Origin of the sequence: Vibrio sp. SCSIO 43135 (assembly GCF_023716665.1) — a bacterium.
Lineage (GTDB): Bacteria > Pseudomonadota > Gammaproteobacteria > Enterobacterales > Vibrionaceae > Vibrio > Vibrio paucivorans.
This window is the reverse complement of record NZ_CP071860.1, coordinates 1,478,312-1,497,929: the sequence shown is the minus strand read 5'-3', so window position 1 is coordinate 1,497,929 and position 19,618 is coordinate 1,478,312. Positions and strand designations below refer to the sequence as shown.

The 19,618-nt window shown below is 44.0% G+C and carries 17 protein-coding genes; all 17 read right to left on the bottom strand.

All coding sequences use genetic code 11. From position 1 onward, the window contains the following. Positions 1–169: 169 nt before the first annotated feature. The 17 genes from J4N42_RS21280 to nadE all read right to left on the bottom strand — a co-directional run bounded on the left by J4N42_RS21280 (position 170) and on the right by nadE (position 19,535). Positions 170–988 carry a hypothetical protein gene (locus J4N42_RS21280; protein ID WP_252032133.1) on the bottom strand — a complete coding sequence of 273 codons (819 nt, stop codon included), beginning with the start codon at positions 986–988 and terminating at the stop codon, positions 170–172. Between the two features lie 12 nt (positions 989–1,000). Next, entirely contained in the window at positions 1,001–1,804 is an 804-nt protein-coding gene (locus J4N42_RS21275; RefSeq protein ID WP_252032131.1) for a glycoside hydrolase family 16 protein, read from the bottom strand. A 5-nt stretch (positions 1,805–1,809) separates the two neighbouring features. Then, a complete protein-coding gene (locus J4N42_RS21270) occupies positions 1,810–2,883 on the bottom strand; it encodes a glycosyltransferase family 2 protein (RefSeq protein WP_252032129.1) in 1,074 nt (357 codons plus the stop codon). Continuing rightward, positions 2,873–3,775 carry a glycosyltransferase family 2 protein gene (locus tag J4N42_RS21265; protein WP_252032127.1) on the bottom strand — a complete coding sequence of 301 codons (903 nt, stop codon included), beginning with the start codon at positions 3,773–3,775 and terminating at the stop codon, positions 2,873–2,875. The genes J4N42_RS21270 and J4N42_RS21265 overlap by 11 nt, the downstream gene beginning before the upstream one ends. Continuing rightward, positions 3,765–4,862, bottom strand: coding sequence for a glycosyltransferase family 2 protein (locus tag J4N42_RS21260; protein WP_252032125.1), 1,098 nt, complete (start codon positions 4,860–4,862; stop codon positions 3,765–3,767). The genes J4N42_RS21265 and J4N42_RS21260 overlap by 11 nt, the downstream gene beginning before the upstream one ends. 7 nt (positions 4,863–4,869) lie before the next feature. Then, positions 4,870–5,808, bottom strand: coding sequence for a sulfotransferase (locus J4N42_RS21255; protein WP_252032124.1), 939 nt, complete (start codon positions 5,806–5,808; stop codon positions 4,870–4,872). After that, positions 5,809–7,293 (bottom strand): oligosaccharide flippase family protein, encoded by a 1,485-nt coding sequence (locus J4N42_RS21250; RefSeq protein WP_252032122.1) that lies wholly within the window; start codon positions 7,291–7,293, stop codon positions 5,809–5,811. After that, complete coding sequence (locus J4N42_RS21245) at positions 7,280–8,449, bottom strand: glycosyltransferase family protein (RefSeq protein WP_252032120.1); 1,170 nt, start codon at positions 8,447–8,449, stop codon at positions 7,280–7,282. The genes J4N42_RS21250 and J4N42_RS21245 overlap by 14 nt, the downstream gene beginning before the upstream one ends. After that, a complete protein-coding gene (locus tag J4N42_RS21240) occupies positions 8,446–9,642 on the bottom strand; it encodes an O-antigen ligase family protein (protein ID WP_252032118.1) in 1,197 nt (398 codons plus the stop codon). The genes J4N42_RS21245 and J4N42_RS21240 overlap by 4 nt, the downstream gene beginning before the upstream one ends. 97 nt (positions 9,643–9,739) lie before the next feature. After that, positions 9,740–10,702 (bottom strand): NAD-dependent epimerase/dehydratase family protein, encoded by a 963-nt coding sequence (locus tag J4N42_RS21235; protein ID WP_252032115.1) that lies wholly within the window; start codon positions 10,700–10,702, stop codon positions 9,740–9,742. Positions 10,703–10,714: 12 nt separating this feature from the next. After that, on the bottom strand, positions 10,715–12,931 hold the full coding sequence (locus tag J4N42_RS21230) for a GumC family protein (protein WP_252032113.1): 2,217 nt from the start codon (positions 12,929–12,931) through the stop codon (positions 10,715–10,717). Between the two features lie 12 nt (positions 12,932–12,943). After that, positions 12,944–13,480 carry a polysaccharide biosynthesis/export family protein gene (locus J4N42_RS21225; RefSeq protein WP_252032110.1) on the bottom strand — a complete coding sequence of 179 codons (537 nt, stop codon included), beginning with the start codon at positions 13,478–13,480 and terminating at the stop codon, positions 12,944–12,946. Positions 13,481–13,482: 2 nt separating this feature from the next. Continuing rightward, positions 13,483–14,748 (bottom strand): outer membrane beta-barrel protein, encoded by a 1,266-nt coding sequence (locus J4N42_RS21220; protein ID WP_252032107.1) that lies wholly within the window; start codon positions 14,746–14,748, stop codon positions 13,483–13,485. Between the two features lie 18 nt (positions 14,749–14,766). Then, entirely contained in the window at positions 14,767–16,167 is a 1,401-nt protein-coding gene (locus J4N42_RS21215; protein WP_252032105.1) for an undecaprenyl-phosphate glucose phosphotransferase, read from the bottom strand. Positions 16,168–16,570: 403 nt separating this feature from the next. Further along, positions 16,571–17,401: a sulfotransferase domain-containing protein gene (locus J4N42_RS21210; RefSeq protein WP_252032102.1), complete on the bottom strand. Its 831-nt coding sequence runs from the start codon at positions 17,399–17,401 to the stop codon at positions 16,571–16,573. Between the two features lie 38 nt (positions 17,402–17,439). After that, entirely contained in the window at positions 17,440–18,486 is a 1,047-nt protein-coding gene (locus J4N42_RS21205; protein WP_252032099.1) for a glycosyltransferase family 1 protein, read from the bottom strand. Positions 18,487–18,704: 218 nt separating this feature from the next. Then, positions 18,705–19,535, bottom strand: a complete 831-nt coding sequence (gene nadE / locus J4N42_RS21200) for an NAD(+) synthase (RefSeq protein ID WP_252032096.1) — start codon at positions 19,533–19,535, stop codon at positions 18,705–18,707. Between the last annotated feature and the right edge of the window lie 83 nt (positions 19,536–19,618).

The following is a 19,618-nucleotide window of genomic DNA, read 5'->3' as shown; positions in this document are numbered from 1 at the left end:
GCTCGAAAAATTACTGGGGACGAAATAGGTATTAAATTAAAGTATAGTTAAAACAAGGTGTTAGGCTTATTAACTGCGATAAATAAAACGTTGGTTAAATAATTATTAAAATCATCAGTGAAGAGATGAGAAAAGTATGAGGTAAAGGCTAGGTAGCGAGCTAAATAGCCTAACGCATAAGGGTGATATTGGGGAATTTGCCGAGATAATTTAGGTCGTCTTGGTAGCGCTTATCTGCGACTTCAAGCTGTTTGTCATCGTAAGGAGCAAATCGGTTTCCATGAGTATAAGCGTTATCTTCGAGTACACGTAGTACCTTAGAAGAGTTCTCACCAAGTTGTGATAAAACTTGGATTGTTTCACTGGTTAGGGTCTTTCGACTGCGAGCTACTCTTTCAGACAGTACGCTCTGCTCACCAAAAGTGAGAGCGCTTACCCAATCGAGCTTGTTTTCCTTAAAATTATCAAAATCAGATATCACAAACTGAATGTCGTTATGGGTAGTAAATGCCGATTTGAATCTGTCCGACCAGAGAAAAGTGCTACCATCGATATGCTGAGAGAAAGTATTGAAGCACATGTACGGAAAATGCCGAAGGTATTCAGAGTACATCGAGACTAAATATGGTAGTGGGCTTCTTAGTGACAGGTAAACCGTAAGCTCATGGTTAGGCAACGCTTGTTTGAATCTTTCAATGACTGCCGAAGTATCTTTGTATATTTCTCCTGTTTCTGGAATTTGTTCGGATACTCCGATCATGTTTTCATCAGAGATCAGTAAGTTTTTATCAAAATTGAACACCTTACTAAGCTTATATCTCAATGGGAACAGTGGCTTCTTGAGTTTGTATGTTATGTGTCGGCGCAGCACGTTTAATGGTGCATATTCAAAGTGGGTGTGGTTTTCGGCGCTGTACAGAGCAACCTGATCTTGGATAAAAGTGGTACCAGTCTTATGTACACCTAGGTGTAGGTTTAGCTTAGGCATTGCTCAGGCCCCTTATTTTTTCGAACCACATTGTTTTTGATACACGCGAACGAAATCGATTTTGAAACTAGCAGGAAACGAGTTTAAATCAGGTATGCCACCCCATCCTCCGACCGCGAGATTAAGCAGAAGAAACTGGGGCTTATGGAACGGGTTCTTGTCACGCTGAGTTACGTTGGTATTGAAAGTGTGAGATATCTTACCGTTAACTAGAAAATCAATTTTATCTTTATCCCAGTCAATAGCGAAGGTGTTGAACTCATTTGGGTTGTCGATTTCTGTTCTGCCTCCATTAGCCTTGTGTTTTTTCTTGTTTTCATAGTCATAATAAACCGTATTAAAATGGATGCGGCCAGGATGTTTTGAGACATGTTCCATGATGTCGATTTCGCCGCTGCGTGGCCAATTTACTTTGCGAATATTATCCCCAAGCATCCAGATTGCAGGCCACATCCCTTTTTCAGTAGGGATGCTTGCACTGACTTCAATCTTTCCGTATCGCCATGACGCTTTACCTTGAGTAGTGACACTTGCTGATGTATAGGCTGGGTTTTCACTTGGATCAAACAAAGCATTGATTGAGAGGTAACCATCTTTAACTTCAGTATTGGCCAAAGATTCTCTCTCGTAATACTGCATTTCTTTGTTGCGAACGTAACCTTCCTCGTAGGTCCATTTGGAAGGGTCCGGTAACCCTGTGTAATTGAATTCATCTTGCCAAACTAGTTGATAGTCGCTGCACTCATTAGTTTCTGCCAGCAAGGGAAAAGAGAGCAGTGATAGCAGGCTTATTGACGCAATTTTCGAGGTATACATCGTTTCTAGGCCCTACGTAGAATACTGAAAACTTTTTGAACCGCTTTTGGTCGCGTTGACGCCATGACTTTCCATGAATACAAAGACTTGGCTAGTGGCCTTGGGGTGATACTGATAGACAGCCACCACAAAGTTAAAATAGCTTTATTCAGAACACTGAGGTTTTGTGCGTTGACGTTTTTTATCGCCTGTTGCGCCAGATTGGCTCTCGAGGTTGCAGGAGTATGTTCTGGTTCAAATAGGGATAGGCACATCATCTGAATAAGATGATAGCTATCGTTGTACCAAAATTTATCTTCTAACTTAACACCCAGTGAATAGCTCGCTTGTTTGAGCGCGTCGTAACGCATTTGGTTGTGTTCCAATCGCCATTTCGCTCGCTTTGTCATCTGACTTGCGAAACCTGAATGATTTTCACCGTGTTGGCGGTAGGCAGACATGCAATAGTCACTGCTGGAAATGTCTGTATAAAGTGGTGCCAAAGTCACCAAGTATCCGTCGCCACCTTGGCGGAACTTTTCTTGTGGCATTGGCATCACCTGTTCCAACAATGAGCGGCGAAATAGTAGACCTGAGGTAACGGTTGATTGATATTGACCACTGTGGATTAGTTTACGTTTTGCTCGAGCCCCATGATCAAAAGCGAGCTCGGGTTTCGGAAAGATATCGTATTGTTCGCCATGATCATCGACTAAGTGCATTCTAAACTGGCACATACCACTCGAAACTGGAAATGCTTCAACGGCTTGTTGTAATGCGTTTGGTAACAGGTAGTCATCGGCATCTAGGAACATGATGATGTCTCCATTGGCCGCCGCATACCCATTATTAAACGCTCCGCCATGTCCCTGATTTTTATCGTGAAAAACAGGTATCAGTTGCGGGTGGTATTCCATGATGATATCCCTTGAACTATCACTTGAGCAGTCGTCTACGACAATAAGTTCAAGGTTTGGATAATCTTGATTAAGTACGCTTTCTATACTGCTGCGAATAAAACGTTCGTAATTGAAGCATGTAATGATGACACTCACCATAGGAGCACTATGCTGAGAAGTTGACTGTAGATTAGTGTCCATATAGCTCCACATCCTTTTGAGCGATCAGTCGGGATATTACGCCGATGTGTAAACAACCGCGGATTGTCCATCGGCGCCATTTAATTTGATCGAATAAGTTCAAACCAGCCATAGAGAAGCAAGCGATGGCTTTGGCAGTAGCTGCGAGTGTATGTTTCGCTCTAGCCTGAAGGCTTCCATTAGTGTCGATAAGTAAGCGAGCGTGGGTTTGACCAAAGCGAAAGCGCCTAGTCATTAGCCACTTAAAGCTAGAACGAGCACTAGGGACGGGCTCATATACCCAAGCGTTTGGAGAGAAGTAAAGCTCGATTCCTGCGTCTTTGATGTGTTCAAAAAAGAGAGTATCTTCGCCCCCTGTTCTTCCGAAGCGTTCGTCGAACAGCAAAGGAGCAATTTGGTCGTTAGAACGGTGGATAAGTACATTGCAGGTGTAGCCTGAGCAAATGGTTTCACCACTAAATGTTGGCCGTGTGGCATGAAAGTCACCTTTAGACATCCAAGAGTTTTGCAGGTGATTGGGATAAATCGCTTGAACTGGGCCGAGCACAACTTCAGCGTTGGTCGCATGCGCAGTTTTGAATAGCTCAACCAACCATTGGGGACTTACAGTTTCATCGTCATCGATAAATGCCGTCCACTCGGCAGTGCTATGCGCTAAACAGGCATTTCTGGCAATAGCGATATTCTGCTTAGGTGCGTGAACGTAATTGATTTCAAGTTTGGAGTGACGAGCGAAGTCGTCGACCAAAGGCTGTGCACTGGGGACGGCATCATTATCTGCAATGATAACGTTGAGCTGCCAATCCGGTTTTAGAACTAGCTGTTCTAGCGACACAAGAGTTTGTGTCAGAGAAGCCCTTCGATAAGTACAAATGCAAATATCAATGTTCATGGCCTATCTCTCTTTCGTGTCGTCGATGAGCCGACAAGTGCCGTATAACTTGAATACAAAACCCTGCCGACCAAGCGAGATGCATTGTCATTGCTGGCAGTGCAATCGCGTATTTAAGGGCTCCAAGTGATGTGTTAGTTTTTGAGGCAACCAGTAATCCTGCTGCGAGACTCGCGCTAAACCAAGTAAGGAAAGGGATAACAAAAATCCAGTGCACTGGGCTTAGCAAGGCCAAAATGGCACTTGGAAATACAAAGACGGGTACTAATTGCCTTAACCTAGGCTTGGTTCGGTGTTTGATGATGTTTTTGCAACGCCCGGAACCGTAACCGAAGTACTGTTTTGCCAGTGCTGAAAAGTTACTTCTTGGGTAATAAATCAGATTGGTTTGGTTGGTTAACCAAATGCGAAAGCCTTGATGTGTTAAACGAGCATCTAGCTCCGCATCTTCATTATGAGAAAAACTTTCATCGTATCCCCCTACGTTTAAGAAGGCTTGGACTTTCATTAATGCGTGGTGGCCATGCTCTACCCACTGACCGGAAGCTTGAGCGTTCCGGTGCCCTGATCCCCCATTTCCAAGCGCAGAGTTCTGAGCCAGTGCAATCAGTGATTGGATAGGTCGTTTTCCTCGAGTGTCCATAGACACAACCACTGAATCGGCACTTTGGGTTTCTGCCTGTTCAACCAGTGTTTGAATATAGCGCTGAGGGTAATCGGCATGAACATCGATGCGGACAAAATATTCAAATGACGCACCATATTCTTTGACAGCCAAGTTGACACCTGCACTTTGAATCTTCTTGACGTTGTTTAGGATGGTGACGTTTGAATACTTTGCCGTAAGATCTCCAAGAATTGATAAAGTTCGGTCTTTACTGCCGCCATCTGCTACCACAATGGTAGATGGTGTGTCGGCTAATTCATCAACGCAATATTCGACGATACCTTGTATGTAAGCTTCTTCATTCAGGCAAGGAATAACAACTAATACTCCCCAAGATGTGCTGTCGGCGGTGTTTTGAGTTGCTAATTCTTGCTGAGTAGAATCATTATGTTGTGTTGATTGGGATTGATTGTGAGACATATAGACTTCAAAGCTCCCATTGGTTGGTGACTTCAGGCCAGATGTCAATCAGGACCGAACGGATTTCATTCTGTTGTCGGACAGATAGTTTCTCTTTCCAAGAATGCAGCCTTGCTGAAGTGTCGATATTTTTTCTGTCTGCTTCAGTCACGGCGGTCGCTTTTCCTGCTTCTATTGGACCAGAAACGGGCTGATTGACTGCATTCGCCATTGCGGTAAAACCTGTGTGAGGATCCTGAAGTAACTCCTCGTATTTAAAACCTCTTACGCAGTCTTGCTGATAGGCAAACTGCTCACTCAGAGCCCATAGTGCGGCAACCTTTCTCTCTGGTGTTTCATGGCTAAATTCCATCAACGTATTAAGTATGTCTTGTTGCTCAACAGTGAGTTCGGTTTTCGCCTCACGGAAATAGGTTTCTGAATAGTCAACCTCATTGATGTTCCATGCCCAATTCGTTCTCAGCATGCTAAAAGCAACAGCCATCGGATGGCGACTGACATGGAGTACCATGGGTAAATCGTATCTTTCGCTAAGGAAAGGAAGGAGAAATTGACCTCGTACTAGTTTTACAACGACACGGCGGTTTAAGGTTTCCTGTAGAGTTTTACGGCACAAGTAGTTGAAATTAGATCTTCTTGGAGCAACACCGGAAAAAGAGAGGTCGAGTAGGCGGAGATCCTCCGCAGTTAATACTTTGCTTGTAAGGGGGAGATAAGCTGATGACTTTACGGGCAACCCGTGATGCAAAGGTAAGAAAGTGTTTGGGGCCAGCGGTTCGAACATGGTTTTGGCTGTAATAGTTTGGGCCATGACTTCTTGTACCCAAGTTGTGCCACTGCGCCAAAAGCCACTGATCAAAATTGGTGTGGTTTGCTGTGTGCGAGCAACGACATGGTCCAGAAGGTAGCTCGTTTTACAAAAAAAATTGCGCGAAGTAAGTTTCATTTAACGTCCCAGTTTTTGAGCCAATTGATATTGAACTGTTCGAGAAAGTTTTAGAGTGTCATGCCGAGAAATAAGTAGGCAAAACAGGATGAATAGAGAGCCAAATATTGCGAGCCCTACGGTGATTAACAGCAATGGGTGGGCTGTGTAATGCAAAGAAAATAGTTGTAGTAGACCGAAACAACCCAGCGAGGTAAGAGATAAGTTCATTAGCGGTGCAAAGGTATTATTAATCAAATCTTTAGCGTTGAACTTAAGATAGAAAATCATCACTAGGAAATAGATTAGTGTCACTAGAGTATTGGCCAGTGCATATCCAACGGCAATCGAGAGTACTTGATTATCAAGTCGCCAAAAAACGAAAACCAAAGTCATTATCAAAGCAGCTCTGACTATGCTTAGTATGGTCATTGCACCTACTTGGCCAGTGCCTTTAAGAAAACCGATAAAGCCGCCTGTAGCACTGGCAAACACCATACCTACACATAACCATTGAAACATCTGCCAGTAAGGTGCGAACTTAGCCCCCAATACCAAACTGACGATTGGTTCTGCTAAAACAGCAGCTGCAGCGTAAATGGTTCCTAGAATCCACAGGTTGAGTTTGGTGGCCCAAAACAAGCTTTGTTGTTGAGATTCTTTAGACTGCGTTTCCGCTTGGCTATTTGCCAAGTTAGAAAAAAAGGACATTAGGAAGCCTTGCCCGAATACTTCTCGTGGAAGCGAAGAGGTTCTTAGCATCATATTGTAAACCCCCGCACCGGTTGCTCCGGCAAATTTGGATGCAAACAGGAGTGGGGCTTGGGAGCCGAGCCAGATGATCGAATTGTATGCGGCGGTTTTATAGTAAAAAGGTAGAAATGCCTTTAACGTCGCCGCACTTATTTTCATTGAAGGCTTTTCACAGCTAGCCCTAAAAAAGGCCAGTGCAAGAACGGAATGCATGAGAATGTGTTGGATAACAAGACTCCATGCTCCAGCACCTAGATAAGCGAGTACAACTGCGATAGCAGTCGATATTGTTGAAGCTGATGCGTTTATTTTTGCGATATAAGCAAAGCGGAGCTTAGCAATTAGCTGCCCTCGGAAAACGGACTGCAACATTAATATCGGGAACAGGGCACATAGAGCTTGAATGTAAGGAAGTGCGTTAGGCGCATTGAGCCAAATGATCACTGTAGGTGATAACAAGTAAACAGATGCAGCCAGCGTTATTCCTAAGGCTTGATTAAACCAAAACAGAGTCGACAACATATCTGCTCTTTTTTTGGCGAAGTACACCATTGAGTCAACGGCGCCGCCATTGCCAAATACCATGGTAATAAACATCAAAATTGCCATGGCAATAGCGACATTACCGAAGTCTTCGGGGTTGAGTATCCTCACCAAGATAGGAATAGTGAGAAAGCGTACACCTGTAGAAAATAGAGCAGCCAGCGAGTGCCACATAGCATTGACAGTGACACTTTTCTTATTTAGAGACACGGGAATACGTCTCCAGCTGAACACCTTTAGGTTGAAATGCTACATCGGCTAGCATATTCACTAGCTCTCGACTTTGGTGTTGGTCATATACCCAGCGACTACGTGGGATAGATTGCATTTGTTCACGAAGCTGCGTGTAATCATGCTGCGTCAGACGGGACAAGAATGATTCTAAACAGTCAGCATAATGCCCATTTAGTGCTGTTCCGATACCTAAACCAGACAGCGTATGTGCGGTAAAGGTAGATGCTCTGCATAGCGCTGGAACATTGAATAATCCTCCTTCGTATATGCGGTTAGGCAAAAGCCATTCGGAGTTACCTCCTTGCTCAAAGAAGTCGAGTGCCCAGTTAAAGTCAGCGCCTTGATAGATCTTTGCTAGGTCTTCAGGGAAACGATAAGCGCCATGGAAATCAATATGCGGCTCTTTGGCGACAAGAGCGTCAAAATCATCAAATTCGGTGTAAGCAGGTTTTCCCCAGATAGTTACTTTTACTCGACCATCCAAGCGTCTTGTGACATCTGACAAGATTTCTAAAGACTGTCGGCACCGGATAGCGCCATTCCAAGTAATAACAATACGGTTCTTGTCGAACTCTTTGTGACAAGGAGTAGGGAGTTCCTGCGAGCTGAATACTTTGTTTTCCAATATTAGATTGGGTAGATCTGTTTTTGACAATGGGTTGAAGTAATTGTCTATAAACCCTTGCGAGCTAGTGATTAGAAGTGCTACTGGCTGGCAAAGCCATGCTTCCAACTTGCGAAACAGCTTACCGATAACGTTTGGAGAAATGAGAAATCGATGGATATCCAAGCACTCGTATACCAGTGGAAGGTTCAAAAGTCGTCGGGCTTTTCGACCTATCGCAAGCATGTCTAGGTTTCTGGCGATAATTAAGTCAAATTTTCCATAGGTGTTACTTAAATGTCGTTTCAACTGAGTCGTCGTCACTACGACCTTCAGTACGCGGTGCATGAAAGAAGCGTCGAAAGTTTCACCTAACAAGTGCATTGGACAAGGTAGCGTATCATCGGACGGTTTCTTACCACGGTAGAAACCCAATACAGTGACCTCTGCGCCACCTTGAGAGAGCATTGATACTCTGCGCTTTACCGCTGCGTCATTAACATCGTGGACGATATACAGAATTCTCAAGCCTTTCCCTCCAATTTAACTTTCAATTTCTTCCCACAATCAAAATAGGTTTTGTTGTGTAGGTATATCCAAATCAGGCAAATATTGAAGTGGCTGATATTGAATTGAGCGAAGCCTCCAACTTCAAAAAAGCTTTTCGCAACAAAGAACAACAGGAGAGAAAACAGAAAGATATCGATAGTCTCCATGCCATTGGTTGATTTGCGGTAAACCTGAAACAAGCAGGAACCCAGTACGGATAAGATCGCTAAAAAACCTAGTAACCCCAGCTCAACGTAATAGTGAATATATAAGTTGTGGAAGCCAAAAGGCGCGCCGACTTCCTTGTGCAATAGCTGCCATATCTCAAGCGCGCCGGCGTTGTCTTCATGCCAGAAAGCACGCAGGCCTACACCGAGTATTGGGTGTTCTGCAATATTTCTAAAACCGACTTCCCAAATAAGTGTGCGTCCGGTTATTGATGGATCCTTACCTAGGGAGTACATAAGGTTTTCGTAATAGCCATAGTCAAATAGCACGATGATGGTTGCGATAAAAACCAGTAAGTAGATTAGCGCGAGAGCATTAACCACTTGTCGGTTAATGACGGACAGGTTTTTGTTGGAATAGAAATAGAGGCCAGCCGCGATCGTGACGATTAAAAAGAACGACAGGTTAGTCCCCAGTGATTTTGCATAATAGAACGTCACCATCGAAAGCAGCATACACGCCAATCCGACTAATTTGATGATTGGGTTCATTCTTGGTAGTAGCCATGTACTCATCCCTACCATGGCTCCAAACGCTGCAAAGCTAGACATCGCATTCTTACTGCCAAAATGACCGATTCGAATCACCTCTCCCGTATAAGCTATTGTTACCGTATTGCTGGAGCTTAATGCGTAAAGCGTAATGATCGTTAAGCTGATCGTGAGTACAGACAATATGATCTCTTTGCGTACGGTGTAGAGCAGTGATACACAGATAAGCGTTGTGAGAAATATCTGGATACCACGCTTTAATGAGGTAGCAGGATCATCCGACCAAAGTGTAGATAGAATGCCAACGAGGGAAAATGCGAAAAGTGGCCAGCATTGTTTGAAGGCTGCAAACACATAATCGAACCGCTTTATGACATGAAACAACCCGGATAGCAGAAATATCAGTGCAGCAACCTGACTGACGAGGGAAGCGATAATCAGAGAAAAAATCACTACAAAAGCTATGAATTGCTCATAGGTGAAATGAGTCGACGGTAAAGGCGAACTCTGTGGTGATGGTTGGACTCGGAATTGCTGAAGCAGCATGGTATTACAAGTACTTCCCTGAAGTATGAGTTGACCAATCTGCCAACGATGATTTCAAATCATACTGATAGTCATAGCCATTCTGTGTTAGATAGTCGGCATCGATATTGGTCGAACGGATAAGCTTAGTGATTCGCTCTGGATTGATGCCTAGGCCAAACCCCTTGAAGTAAGAAATGCACTTTGCGCTACTAAGCAAAAACTGTTTCGGAATACAGACTTTGCGTACGTTTGGATAAGAGACGTCCATAAACGTATCGACGATTTGCTCAATATTATATTTAGTAGGAAAAGCGCCATTAAAGGTCGCTATTTTTTGATTGTTGGTGTGGACAAAATCAATGGCCAGCAGAAGCTCTTTGACGTAAATGCAGGCCTTGATAGTGTCTTTACGCCCTGGAAATGGGAAAACGCCTTTGTTCAGTACTTTCGCTAAGCGAGTGAAATTCCCGCCTTCGCCTTCGCCAAATACGACCGCTGGACGCACAATGGTCAACTTACGGCTATCTTTGTCACTCGCCCAGCTTTTATGAATCATTTCTGCTTGTGCTTTAGAAAATCCGTAGGCGGAGTTTGGAGTGAGTGGAGAGGTCTCACTTCGGCTTTCTTCATTAGGGCCATAAACTGAAATTGAACTGGTAAAGACTATTTCATTTACCTCTAAGCGTTTGGCGAGCTCAGTGACTTCTATTGCGCCAGAAATATTGGTGTCAAAGTACTCGATATCCTCATGGCCCGGCGTTGTGTGTACAGCGGCAAAGTTGTAGATTCGATCGATAGGCTTATCAACTTGTAAAGTCGACAGGTCTCTTACATCCGCAGCGATGTATTCCACATTAGAGTGTTGTTCGCGAGGGGCAAGTATATCCAGTGCAATGATGTGGTGTCCTTGTTGACTCAAAGTGCGAATTAGATGAGTGCCAATGAAGCCACTTGCGCCAGTCACTAATATGTTCATGCGTTCCATGCGAGAGCGTCCTTAAGATTGTTTTGTTTGAGCCTTGTATGCGTAGCTCGCATAGTAAGCATTGGATTTACGAGAAGTGGCTTCTTTGCTTTTATTAAGAATGACACCATCAATTTTGATGTTGTGTTCCAAGATATCGGACAACGTTTTACGCACATGCTTGGTTTTGGTGGAGTTGGCTTTGATTACCATCATTAGTGCATCGGTTAAGTGACCAATAATTAGGGCATCACTGACAACCATTGCTGGTGGGCAGTCGATGATAATTTTGTCGAATCGCTCTTCTAGTTTGTCGAGTAGGTTGGCAAACTTCTTAGAGCCTAAAAGCTCTTGAGGATTTGGTGGGATAAAGCCACTTGGCAATACGGTCAAACCAGACTCTTTATCGTGATAGAGGCAGTGCTCGAGAACTTCATCCAACATCATGTAGTTCGATAGACCTGCATGGCTCATTGAAAGACCAAACAGCTTACCGACAGAAGGGCGCCTTAAGTCAGCATCGATTAGCACAACACGCTCCATTTTGACCAACGAAAGTGCCAGGTTGGCTGCGATAGTACTTTTACCTTCGGCTGGTAATGGGGAAGTGACGGCAAAGCGTTTTCGATCGCTGTTAGCCGTATTAAGCAACAAGCGCGTGCGCAAGGAGCGAATAGCCTCGGAAAATGGGCTATTTTCTCCGCTTAGAAAGAGTTCGACATCCGACTTACGCGTGCCAAACCAAGAGCGCTTTAATTTTGGAATCGAACCGATTGGTGTTAGACCGATCTTCTCTTCGACATCGCTTGGCAATTCCAGGTCATTTCTGACAGACTCACGCAAAATGACCAGCGTTGCGAGCATGACAAACGTGAGCCCCGAGACCAGAATGACGATCTTCAGCTTACTTGGTTTGCTTGGTTTAAGAGGAATAAGAGCGCGGTCGGTAATACGCGCAACTGCGGCTTGATAGTCACTGGTGACAGAGGTTTCTTTTTTGCGATTTAGGAATAGGTCATAGAGTTTGCGGTCATTAATTACCGAGCGCTCCAACTTTTCAAATTCAGCACGCTTTAAAGACAAGTCTTGGAACGCATGCTTTTTATTTTCCATTTCGCGCAGCAATGCTTGTTCTTGGTGCTTCGCCGCTGTGTATTCCTTTTCAATCCCTTTGGCGAGTTGTTTTAGAACTCTGAGCGATAGACTACGGATCGACTCAAGCTCTGCTTTAGCTTGAATCATTTTGTCATGCTTTGGTCCGTAACGCTCTGCCAGTTGGGAAACGTATTTTTGTTGCTCTGCTTCCTTGAGCCTTAAATCACGAATTTGCGGGTGATTAGATATCTGCGAAATAGCGTATAGGCTTGAAATATCGGCATTTTTGTTTTGACGCAATACAGAATAGAGCGACTCAGCTGCTAGGCGTCTGTCTCTTGCGTTGGCAATTTGAGTGGTTAAGTAAGTCAGCTCATTCGTTTGCAGTGAGTCGATACCTTTTGCATCAACCAACCCTTGTTCTTTTTGGAACTCAGTTAAACGTGCTTCAGACGCTTTGAGGTTGCCAGATAGCTCTTCTAGTTTTGTTGCAATCCAGTTTGACGCTTCTTGGTTGACTAACAGGCGCGCTTCAATGTTGCTTTCGATGTATGCAGTTCCAATAGCATTCGCTAGGGTAGCTGCCGTGATCGGGTTATACGATTCGAAGGTGATCATAACCAACTGAGTCTTACGAATCGGTGTAATGGTCAGTTTGCTTTTGAATGTTTCTAAGACACGCCTTTTGGTTTTCAGCGAAGCAACAAACTCTTCTTTTGCGTTTTCTGGCTGCTCCGGTGCAAAGATGGTATTTCTAAGCAGATATACGTATCTGAATACAAAGCTTTGAATGCTGAAGTGCGTTTCTTGGCCGTTAAACTCTGGGTTTTTTTCTAATTGAAACTGTTTGATGACTTTCTCAGCAATGTGGTTTGAACGCATGATTTCATACTGCGTTTGATAATATTCTTGCTTACTGGAGTCGATACCGACAATTTCTTCGATTGAGACAGCTTTACTGGCTTTTGCTTCGATGAGAAGAGTAGCTGTCGCGCGGTATACCGGAGACATCTGTTTAGTGACGAGGTAAGTTGCGCAAGCCATCATGAAGACAATGGTCAAGATGATGAGTGCGCGCTTTTTCAGTGCGCCAATATAGCGACCAATATCGATGACGCTTTCTTCAATCGTAAACTTTTTAGTGTTTGAATCCATTTTAATTACCGCTTAGAAAAAGCTTTCCTCGATTGTAATGATGTCGCCTGGAAGAACTTGCTTGCTGAGAGAGGCTTTCGTTGATTTAAGGCCAGAGGCATTATTGGTTATAGTGATGTTGCTCTTTGAAGCGCGATCGGTAAAACCGCCGGCTAATGTGATCGCTTTATCTATGGTAAGCCCTGGCTGATATTCATAGCCGCCAGGGTGCTGTACTTCACCGTTAATAAAAATCTTACGGTAGGCCAAAATACTGACCATCACTTTAGGCTCAATTAGGTAGTCACCTTTAAGGCCTAGCGTGATCTCTTGCTTGAGCTGTTGAGTGGTCTTATGCAAAGCGGACAGTTGCCCAAGGTACGGGTAATCGATCATGCCATTGCTATTGAGCAACAACTCGGAGAACGAGAGTTCTGGCTCTCCATAAACATGAATTTGGATTTTGTCTCCAGCCCCCAGTTTATAGTTGTCACTGGCAGCTAAGCAGAACCCAGAAAACAGACTGATTAGCGCCAAAAGGTAGCGGAATAAACGTGTTGGTTTTGTCATGGTTACAGCTCGATATATGCGTTGAGGCCAATTAGTTGCTGACTAAAGTCATAGCCTTGCCAAGTGGAATCTTTATCTTCGATAGACCAATTGAAGCCGAAGCGAAGTAGGTGGTTAAACTGATAATCCACATTGAACTCATAGCGGAAGATGTCGTCTTCTCTGTCACCAAGCGATTGATTAGACGCGGTGTAATCATCGTTTTCCCAATTGAACAGCAAACTGGTTGATAGTCGCTCTAGCCATTGTTGGCGCCACTTAAGATTCAATAAGGTTTCGTTGACATAATCACCAAACTGGTTTGGGTCTTCCGCTGATTGAGAAGTGGCTAAGGTAAATTGGCTGTGACTTAGCGGAGTCCAAGTTGCTTTAGCTTTCCAACTAAACCCTGTGAAGTCTTCGCGTTGCCCATCACCAAAGGTTTTATCTTGTAGGCCGAGTGAGACTTCGCCTTGAGTTTTTCCACTGATATCCCAAATGGCTCCAGCGGAGTAAAAATCGCTGATGCTATCACGGCTAGCTACGCCAACTCGTTGATGCTGGTATTCCTTATCCTCTCGTTTTGCTGAAAGGGTTAGATGGGTGGTTGCCTTCAAACGGTAAAGGAATTGAGCGCTGTAAGCGAAGCGCTGATAGTCACTATATTGGCTACCAGTTTCTGTGCCGGAAAGCACTAGGCTCCGAAAATTGTCGTAGTGGCGATCGTCGTACTTAACTCCAAACCTAAGCTGGCCGATTGCGCCTTTTGCACCATAGGTATATCGCACATTGAGTGTGTTATCTGTGTATTTAACTGGCTCGTCTATGTTTGCGTTTGCCAGTAAGCCTTCAGTTAGGCCTGTGCCACGATCTTCGTGTGAGTTGTAGTAGATATAGTCCAACTCAAGGTTGTTACGGACATTGAAACTGATGTCGTTGTTTGATTCAAAATAATGATCCGTGTAGTTATCGTCAGAGCTGTCGAAATAGCGACCCGAGTCCAATACATAGAGGAGGTTCAAGCGATGGGCAGACGGTCTGAAGGTATAAGCTGCACCAGGTTTGATAGTTACGTAACCAGAACTGATGGCATCGTGCTCTTGATTTTCTCTCGTTACGTTGTCGTTGTGGCCCGTCTCTATTGACAGGAATGGGGTGAAACTACTATCTCTAGGTTGAGAAAGCTTAAACCCTACCGGGTTAGCTAACACGTTCGCACTAGCAAATACCGCTATAAGGGCAAGCAGTTGATAGCGAGTACTTCTAACCATTGATGCCTTGTGCTTCATCCTTGAAACCTCGAAAAATCAGTAGGCATTCTTGCCAGTAAAGCCTTTAAAGATGGTCAAGAAAACGATCTTGATATCCATCCATACAGACCAGTGGTGGATGTAGGCGAGATCGAACTCAACACGCTTCTCCATTTTGTCCAAGGTATCTGTTTCACCGCGATAACCATTGACTTGCGCCCAGCCTGTGATGCCAGGTTTAACTTTGTGTCTTAGCATGTAGCGATCAACGATTTGACGGTACTCTTCATTGTGGGTAATGGCATGAGGCCTCGGCCCGACAATAGACATTGAACCGCCTAATACATTGAAAAATTGTGGTAATTCATCAAGTGATGTACGACGTAAAAAACCACCAAACGGTGTAATGCGAGGGTCATTTTTAGTTGCTTGCTTGACGTCTTTTCCTTGCTCCATTGTGCTCATAGAACGGAACTTCCAGACTTCAATCTTTCTGCCATCCAATCCGTAACGAAACTGTTTGAAAATGACAGGTCCTGGAGACGTGACTTTTACACCGATTGCGATACAAACAAGTAGCGGGCTAATGAGAGTGAGGATAATCAATGAGAGTACGATATCTTCTAGGCGTTTGACCCAAGAGGCGATACCAATGAAAGGAGTGTCGAATACACTGAGAGTTTGAACATGTCCAACTTCATCCCAGCGAGAATGAAGTAGGTTGTATGTGAAGAAATCTGGCACTAGATATGTACTGGCTGTAGTGTCTGAAAACTGATTGAGGAATTTTGCAATACGCTCATTTGCATGCATTGGCATCGCAATGTAGACGTAATCAATTGCCCCTTGTTTCGCTTTCTTTAGCGCATCTTCGACATTGCCTAATATAGGGTATTCGTCGTTTTCTGAAGTGCGGTAGGTATTCCGTTCGTCGTAGAAACCTTCAAATTTCACTCCGTGGTAAGGTCGGTTAACCAACTCTTTCGCTAGGCTTAGGCCTTGAGATGTATGTCCAATGATGATTGCTCTACGAGCGTTATAGCCATAGTGCCTCAAGATGTTAAGGCCAATTCTTAATGCACTGCGCCAGGTTGATAGGGCGATAGGAGCGATGATAAACCAAGTTCCAAGTACCACACGAGAAAACTGTTCGCTGGTTTTGGTGAAGTAGATAACTGTTACGATCGTGACGCAGCAGATAAGCCAACATGAGTATGTGGTAATGAGGTGATCACTCAGTGAAGTTGTACGCCATGAGCGGTATAAATTGATGCTTTCGCCAAATAGCAAAAATGAAAGTGCTCCCAAACCTCCAATAAGAATGTAATCTTTGGAGAAGGTATCGAGATAAAAATGCCCAACGATAAATAGCAGTGAAAATACGATGCAGACATCGATAATGCGATAAAGAAACGCGAATCCTGTTTCGTGTGAACGTATCAGTCCTTGCTGTCTCATAATTACTAAGTCCGTTTAGATTGAAACACGCTACCGCCCTTAGGTTGTGGTTTCCCAATTACCGTGTTTATTCGAGTTGTTCCACTGATGAGTGAAGATAAAGCACCAGTGATATTGTTCGCTCAGTCTATTAATTTGATGGCTTTCCAGTAGCGGAATAAAGAATGAAATTTCGACTTTTGGCTAATAGTTCGAGCTAGTTATAAAGTCGTACTTTTGGCCGGATTTATGGGAAAAGTATGAAAAAAGCTGAGAGTCATTAACAACTAAAGGGTTATATCTAAAACAATTACTTAGTAAAAATGTTTGGTAGATAGCGCAGTTGCATAACTAGTCTTTAACCCCTTGCTTTAATAAGGATTAGTGGGGTGGGGCAGAATTTACCCCACGATTCAGCGGTTGCTTACTTGGATTGGCGATGTTGCTGTTTGAACTGAGCCCAATCATTGGAGAGTTGCTTAGTCAGAGATTGTTTGACTGAATCTTCTAAACGAGAAGACACTGAGATTTTTCGTCTGAGGAACCTCTTACCAAGCTGAATAATTGGTTTAGGTGTAAGCATATTAAGTTTGTCATAGTGACGGCTTTTTCTTAGTGTGGCGAGAAGCACACCATCCATACCTTGATTCTCACGCTTATGGGAATGCTCTTCAAACTCCATACTATCTAACGCCGTATCAGCATTGGAGATCCCCAAAAACTCAGCGACTTCTGCGTGTATCACTCTTTTGTTCTGAGCGTACTGATCTAGAAAAATGACGTGGACTTGCTTTGGTGAAAAATATTTAAGTACGACTTGCATTAATTGGTGGTAGCGGCTGCTGTCGATGATTTCAGGCCATTTTTGGAAAGCGGTTGGCTGGTCAACAATTTCCCTGTGATTGGATAACATTTGAACATAGTGTGATTCAATCCGTTCTACAGGTTCTCGCACCATAAAAATCAGCTTGGTATCTGGGTTATGCTGGTGGATTCTTGGGATGGTCTGCTCGATACAGTTCGACATGGCGTAGTCAGGTGTACCTTCCATGATCAACTGGTGAGAGGGAGCATCTTTGAACAGCGATAAGTACCATTCCATTCCACGTGAGTGGTAGTACGTATTGTAGAAGTGTGTTTCCTTCTTTGGGTACATGTAGACATCAGGGTGACGAGCTAGGGAATCGCACAATGTTGTCGTCCCGGCTTTAGGCGCTCCAATCACGATAGCGCCAGGCAATTTAGCGGTGTTCATATTTACTTCCATTTCTATGAGCGCTTAACGCTACGCTTTTAACATTCTGAATTTGAGATACTTTGATATTCATGGAGATAGTTACGCCCTGCGATATCGAGCGCTAGCGTGTCGAGTACGAACTGTCTTGGTTTAAATTGTTCGTGTTGCTCAACGAAGGCATCACACGTGTATTCAAAATGCTCTATTTTAAATTTCATGCCGCAGCGCTGGTCGAAGTAAGGTACCGAAGAAACGTTTAAATTAGGTGCATTGTAGTGTTCCAATTCAGGATCAATGATGCGTTCTTCTTCCCAGGTTAATACCGGAATATTGGAAGCCAATGCTTCTTGGCAGGCTAAGCCTTGGGTTTCGTGTTCGCATACAAACAGCATGGACTTCGATTTCTTCAATCCGTCAATGAACTCACTGATATGGTGCTGCCCATAACGTACTTCTGTGTATGTTAATCCTCTAGCACGCAAGTGCTGCTTAATGCGATTCAATACCGCAGGCACTTGCTCTTCACGGTGCCAACGAATCTTGTCATAGATTAAAAAATCGTACTGCTTTTGTTCTTGAGAAAGGTCCTGAAGACCGTCACAGTCGATTCCGGCAAACCAAGGTACCATCTTGTCACCGCAGTACGGCTTGTATACCTGTGTAAACCATTCACACGGCTGAATGAGCTTCTTGTAACTGTCATCATTCGCGACACGCTGAGAATCATCAGGTAAACCAAAATCACCAGGACCAAAGATCTTAGGGTTTGGCAGAGAAATATGGTCAAGAACAGAAGGGTAACCCGCAACACCGATCGGGTAGTCTGGATAAAGTTTGGCGGTCTTAAAGTCGTTGACTCGAACATCACAGCCGATGGCTTCAAGACTTTTTACTAGGCCAAGAAAAGCAGTGTAAAAACCAGTAAAAGGTTGTTGTTTATACAGAGCTCTTTTGTGATTTCTGAGTTGATGATGAAGCTGAGACTTGACCTTACCTAATGCCCCGTCCCTTGCCTTAAGATCGAAACCATCAAAAAACAGCAGTACGAGAGGCCCTTTGTCTGTATGAATTAGGCCTTCTTGGCTGTGCAGTAAACTCCCCATAACTCGATTCCTTGATATTTCTTGATCCTAGACAGCATCAACGGCTTAGCTGAGTGCAGGCGATAGCATACGACTTCAGTATTGGGGATTGAATCGGGCAAATTTAGACAGAGAGGGGAATTCAGTATGATTTTAGTATTAAAAGTCATACCTTCGAGTGAAATGATAAGTTTACTTTTGAATGAAGGAAGGTGCGTGCACCTTCCTTCTAAAAGAATTTAATCGTAGATAGTCGGGATAGGCTGACGTTTGTGCTGAGTTGCTTTGTAGATAGCTACAAGGCGGTCGCTCGCTTCTTGAGATACCGATTTACCTTCTAAGAAGTCATCGATTTCGTCGTAAGATAGGTTAAGTGCATCTTCGTCTGCTTTTTGTGGGTCAAGCTCTTCTAAATCTGCTGTTGGCGTCTTCTTCACTAGCAGTTCTGGTGCCCCTAGAGTTGCGGCAACTTCACGAACTTGGCGCTTACTTAGACCAAATAAAGGTGCTAAATCACATGCACCATCGCCAAATTTAGTGTAGAAACCCGTAATGTTTTCTGCCGAGTGATCAGTACCAAGTACGAGTCCACCCACATAACCTGCGATTTCATATTGTGCGACCATACGCGCTCGAGCTTTGACGTTGCCTTTAACGAAATCGACTTTAGCAGCATCTTGCGGTAGTAACCCCGTCCCTTCTAGTGCGATATCAGCTGCTGCATGCAGCCCATCTACACCAGATTTGATGTTAACGGATACAGAGTGTGTTGGTTGGATAAACGATAGAGCCAGTTGAGCTTCGTCTTCATCTTTCTGTTCACCGTATGGCAAGCGGACCGCGATAAACTGGTAGTCCTGAGTGTCACTCTGCTCGTTCAACTCGTTAACGGCTAGCTGCGCTAAACGGCCACAGGTTGTTGAATCAACGCCACCGCTGATACCTAGTACCAAGGATTTACAACCCGACTCTTGAAGTTTCTTCTTGATGAAGTCGACACGGCGAGTAATTTCGAAATGCGGATCAATCGATGGTAATACGCGCATCTCATCACGAATCATCTGTTCCATTAGTTTCCCTTTTCCTGCAAGCATATAATTCAAGTTAGTATTTGGTATCATACCTAAATCGCTAAATTAGAAAACCGTGAATA

Coding starts and splice junctions, on each gene's coding strand:
- J4N42_RS21280 (WP_252032133.1), bottom strand. CDS start 988: ATGCCTAAGCTAAACCTACACCTAGGTGTACATAAGACTGGTACCACT.
- J4N42_RS21275 (WP_252032131.1), bottom strand. CDS start 1,804: ATGTATACCTCGAAAATTGCGTCAATAAGCCTGCTATCACTGCTCTCT.
- J4N42_RS21270 (WP_252032129.1), bottom strand. CDS start 2,883: ATGGACACTAATCTACAGTCAACTTCTCAGCATAGTGCTCCTATGGTG.
- J4N42_RS21265 (WP_252032127.1), bottom strand. CDS start 3,775: ATGAACATTGATATTTGCATTTGTACTTATCGAAGGGCTTCTCTGACA.
- J4N42_RS21260 (WP_252032125.1), bottom strand. CDS start 4,862: ATGTCTCACAATCAATCCCAATCAACACAACATAATGATTCTACTCAG.
- J4N42_RS21255 (WP_252032124.1), bottom strand. CDS start 5,808: ATGAAACTTACTTCGCGCAATTTTTTTTGTAAAACGAGCTACCTTCTG.
- J4N42_RS21235 (WP_252032115.1), bottom strand. CDS start 10,702: ATGGAACGCATGAACATATTAGTGACTGGCGCAAGTGGCTTCATTGGC.
- J4N42_RS21230 (WP_252032113.1), bottom strand. CDS start 12,931: ATGGATTCAAACACTAAAAAGTTTACGATTGAAGAAAGCGTCATCGAT.
- J4N42_RS21225 (WP_252032110.1), bottom strand. CDS start 13,480: ATGACAAAACCAACACGTTTATTCCGCTACCTTTTGGCGCTAATCAGT.
- J4N42_RS21220 (WP_252032107.1), bottom strand. CDS start 14,748: ATGAAGCACAAGGCATCAATGGTTAGAAGTACTCGCTATCAACTGCTT.
- J4N42_RS21215 (WP_252032105.1), bottom strand. CDS start 16,167: ATGAGACAGCAAGGACTGATACGTTCACACGAAACAGGATTCGCGTTT.
- J4N42_RS21210 (WP_252032102.1), bottom strand. CDS start 17,401: ATGAACACCGCTAAATTGCCTGGCGCTATCGTGATTGGAGCGCCTAAA.
- J4N42_RS21205 (WP_252032099.1), bottom strand. CDS start 18,486: ATGGGGAGTTTACTGCACAGCCAAGAAGGCCTAATTCATACAGACAAA.
- nadE (WP_252032096.1), bottom strand. CDS start 19,535: ATGGAACAGATGATTCGTGATGAGATGCGCGTATTACCATCGATTGAT.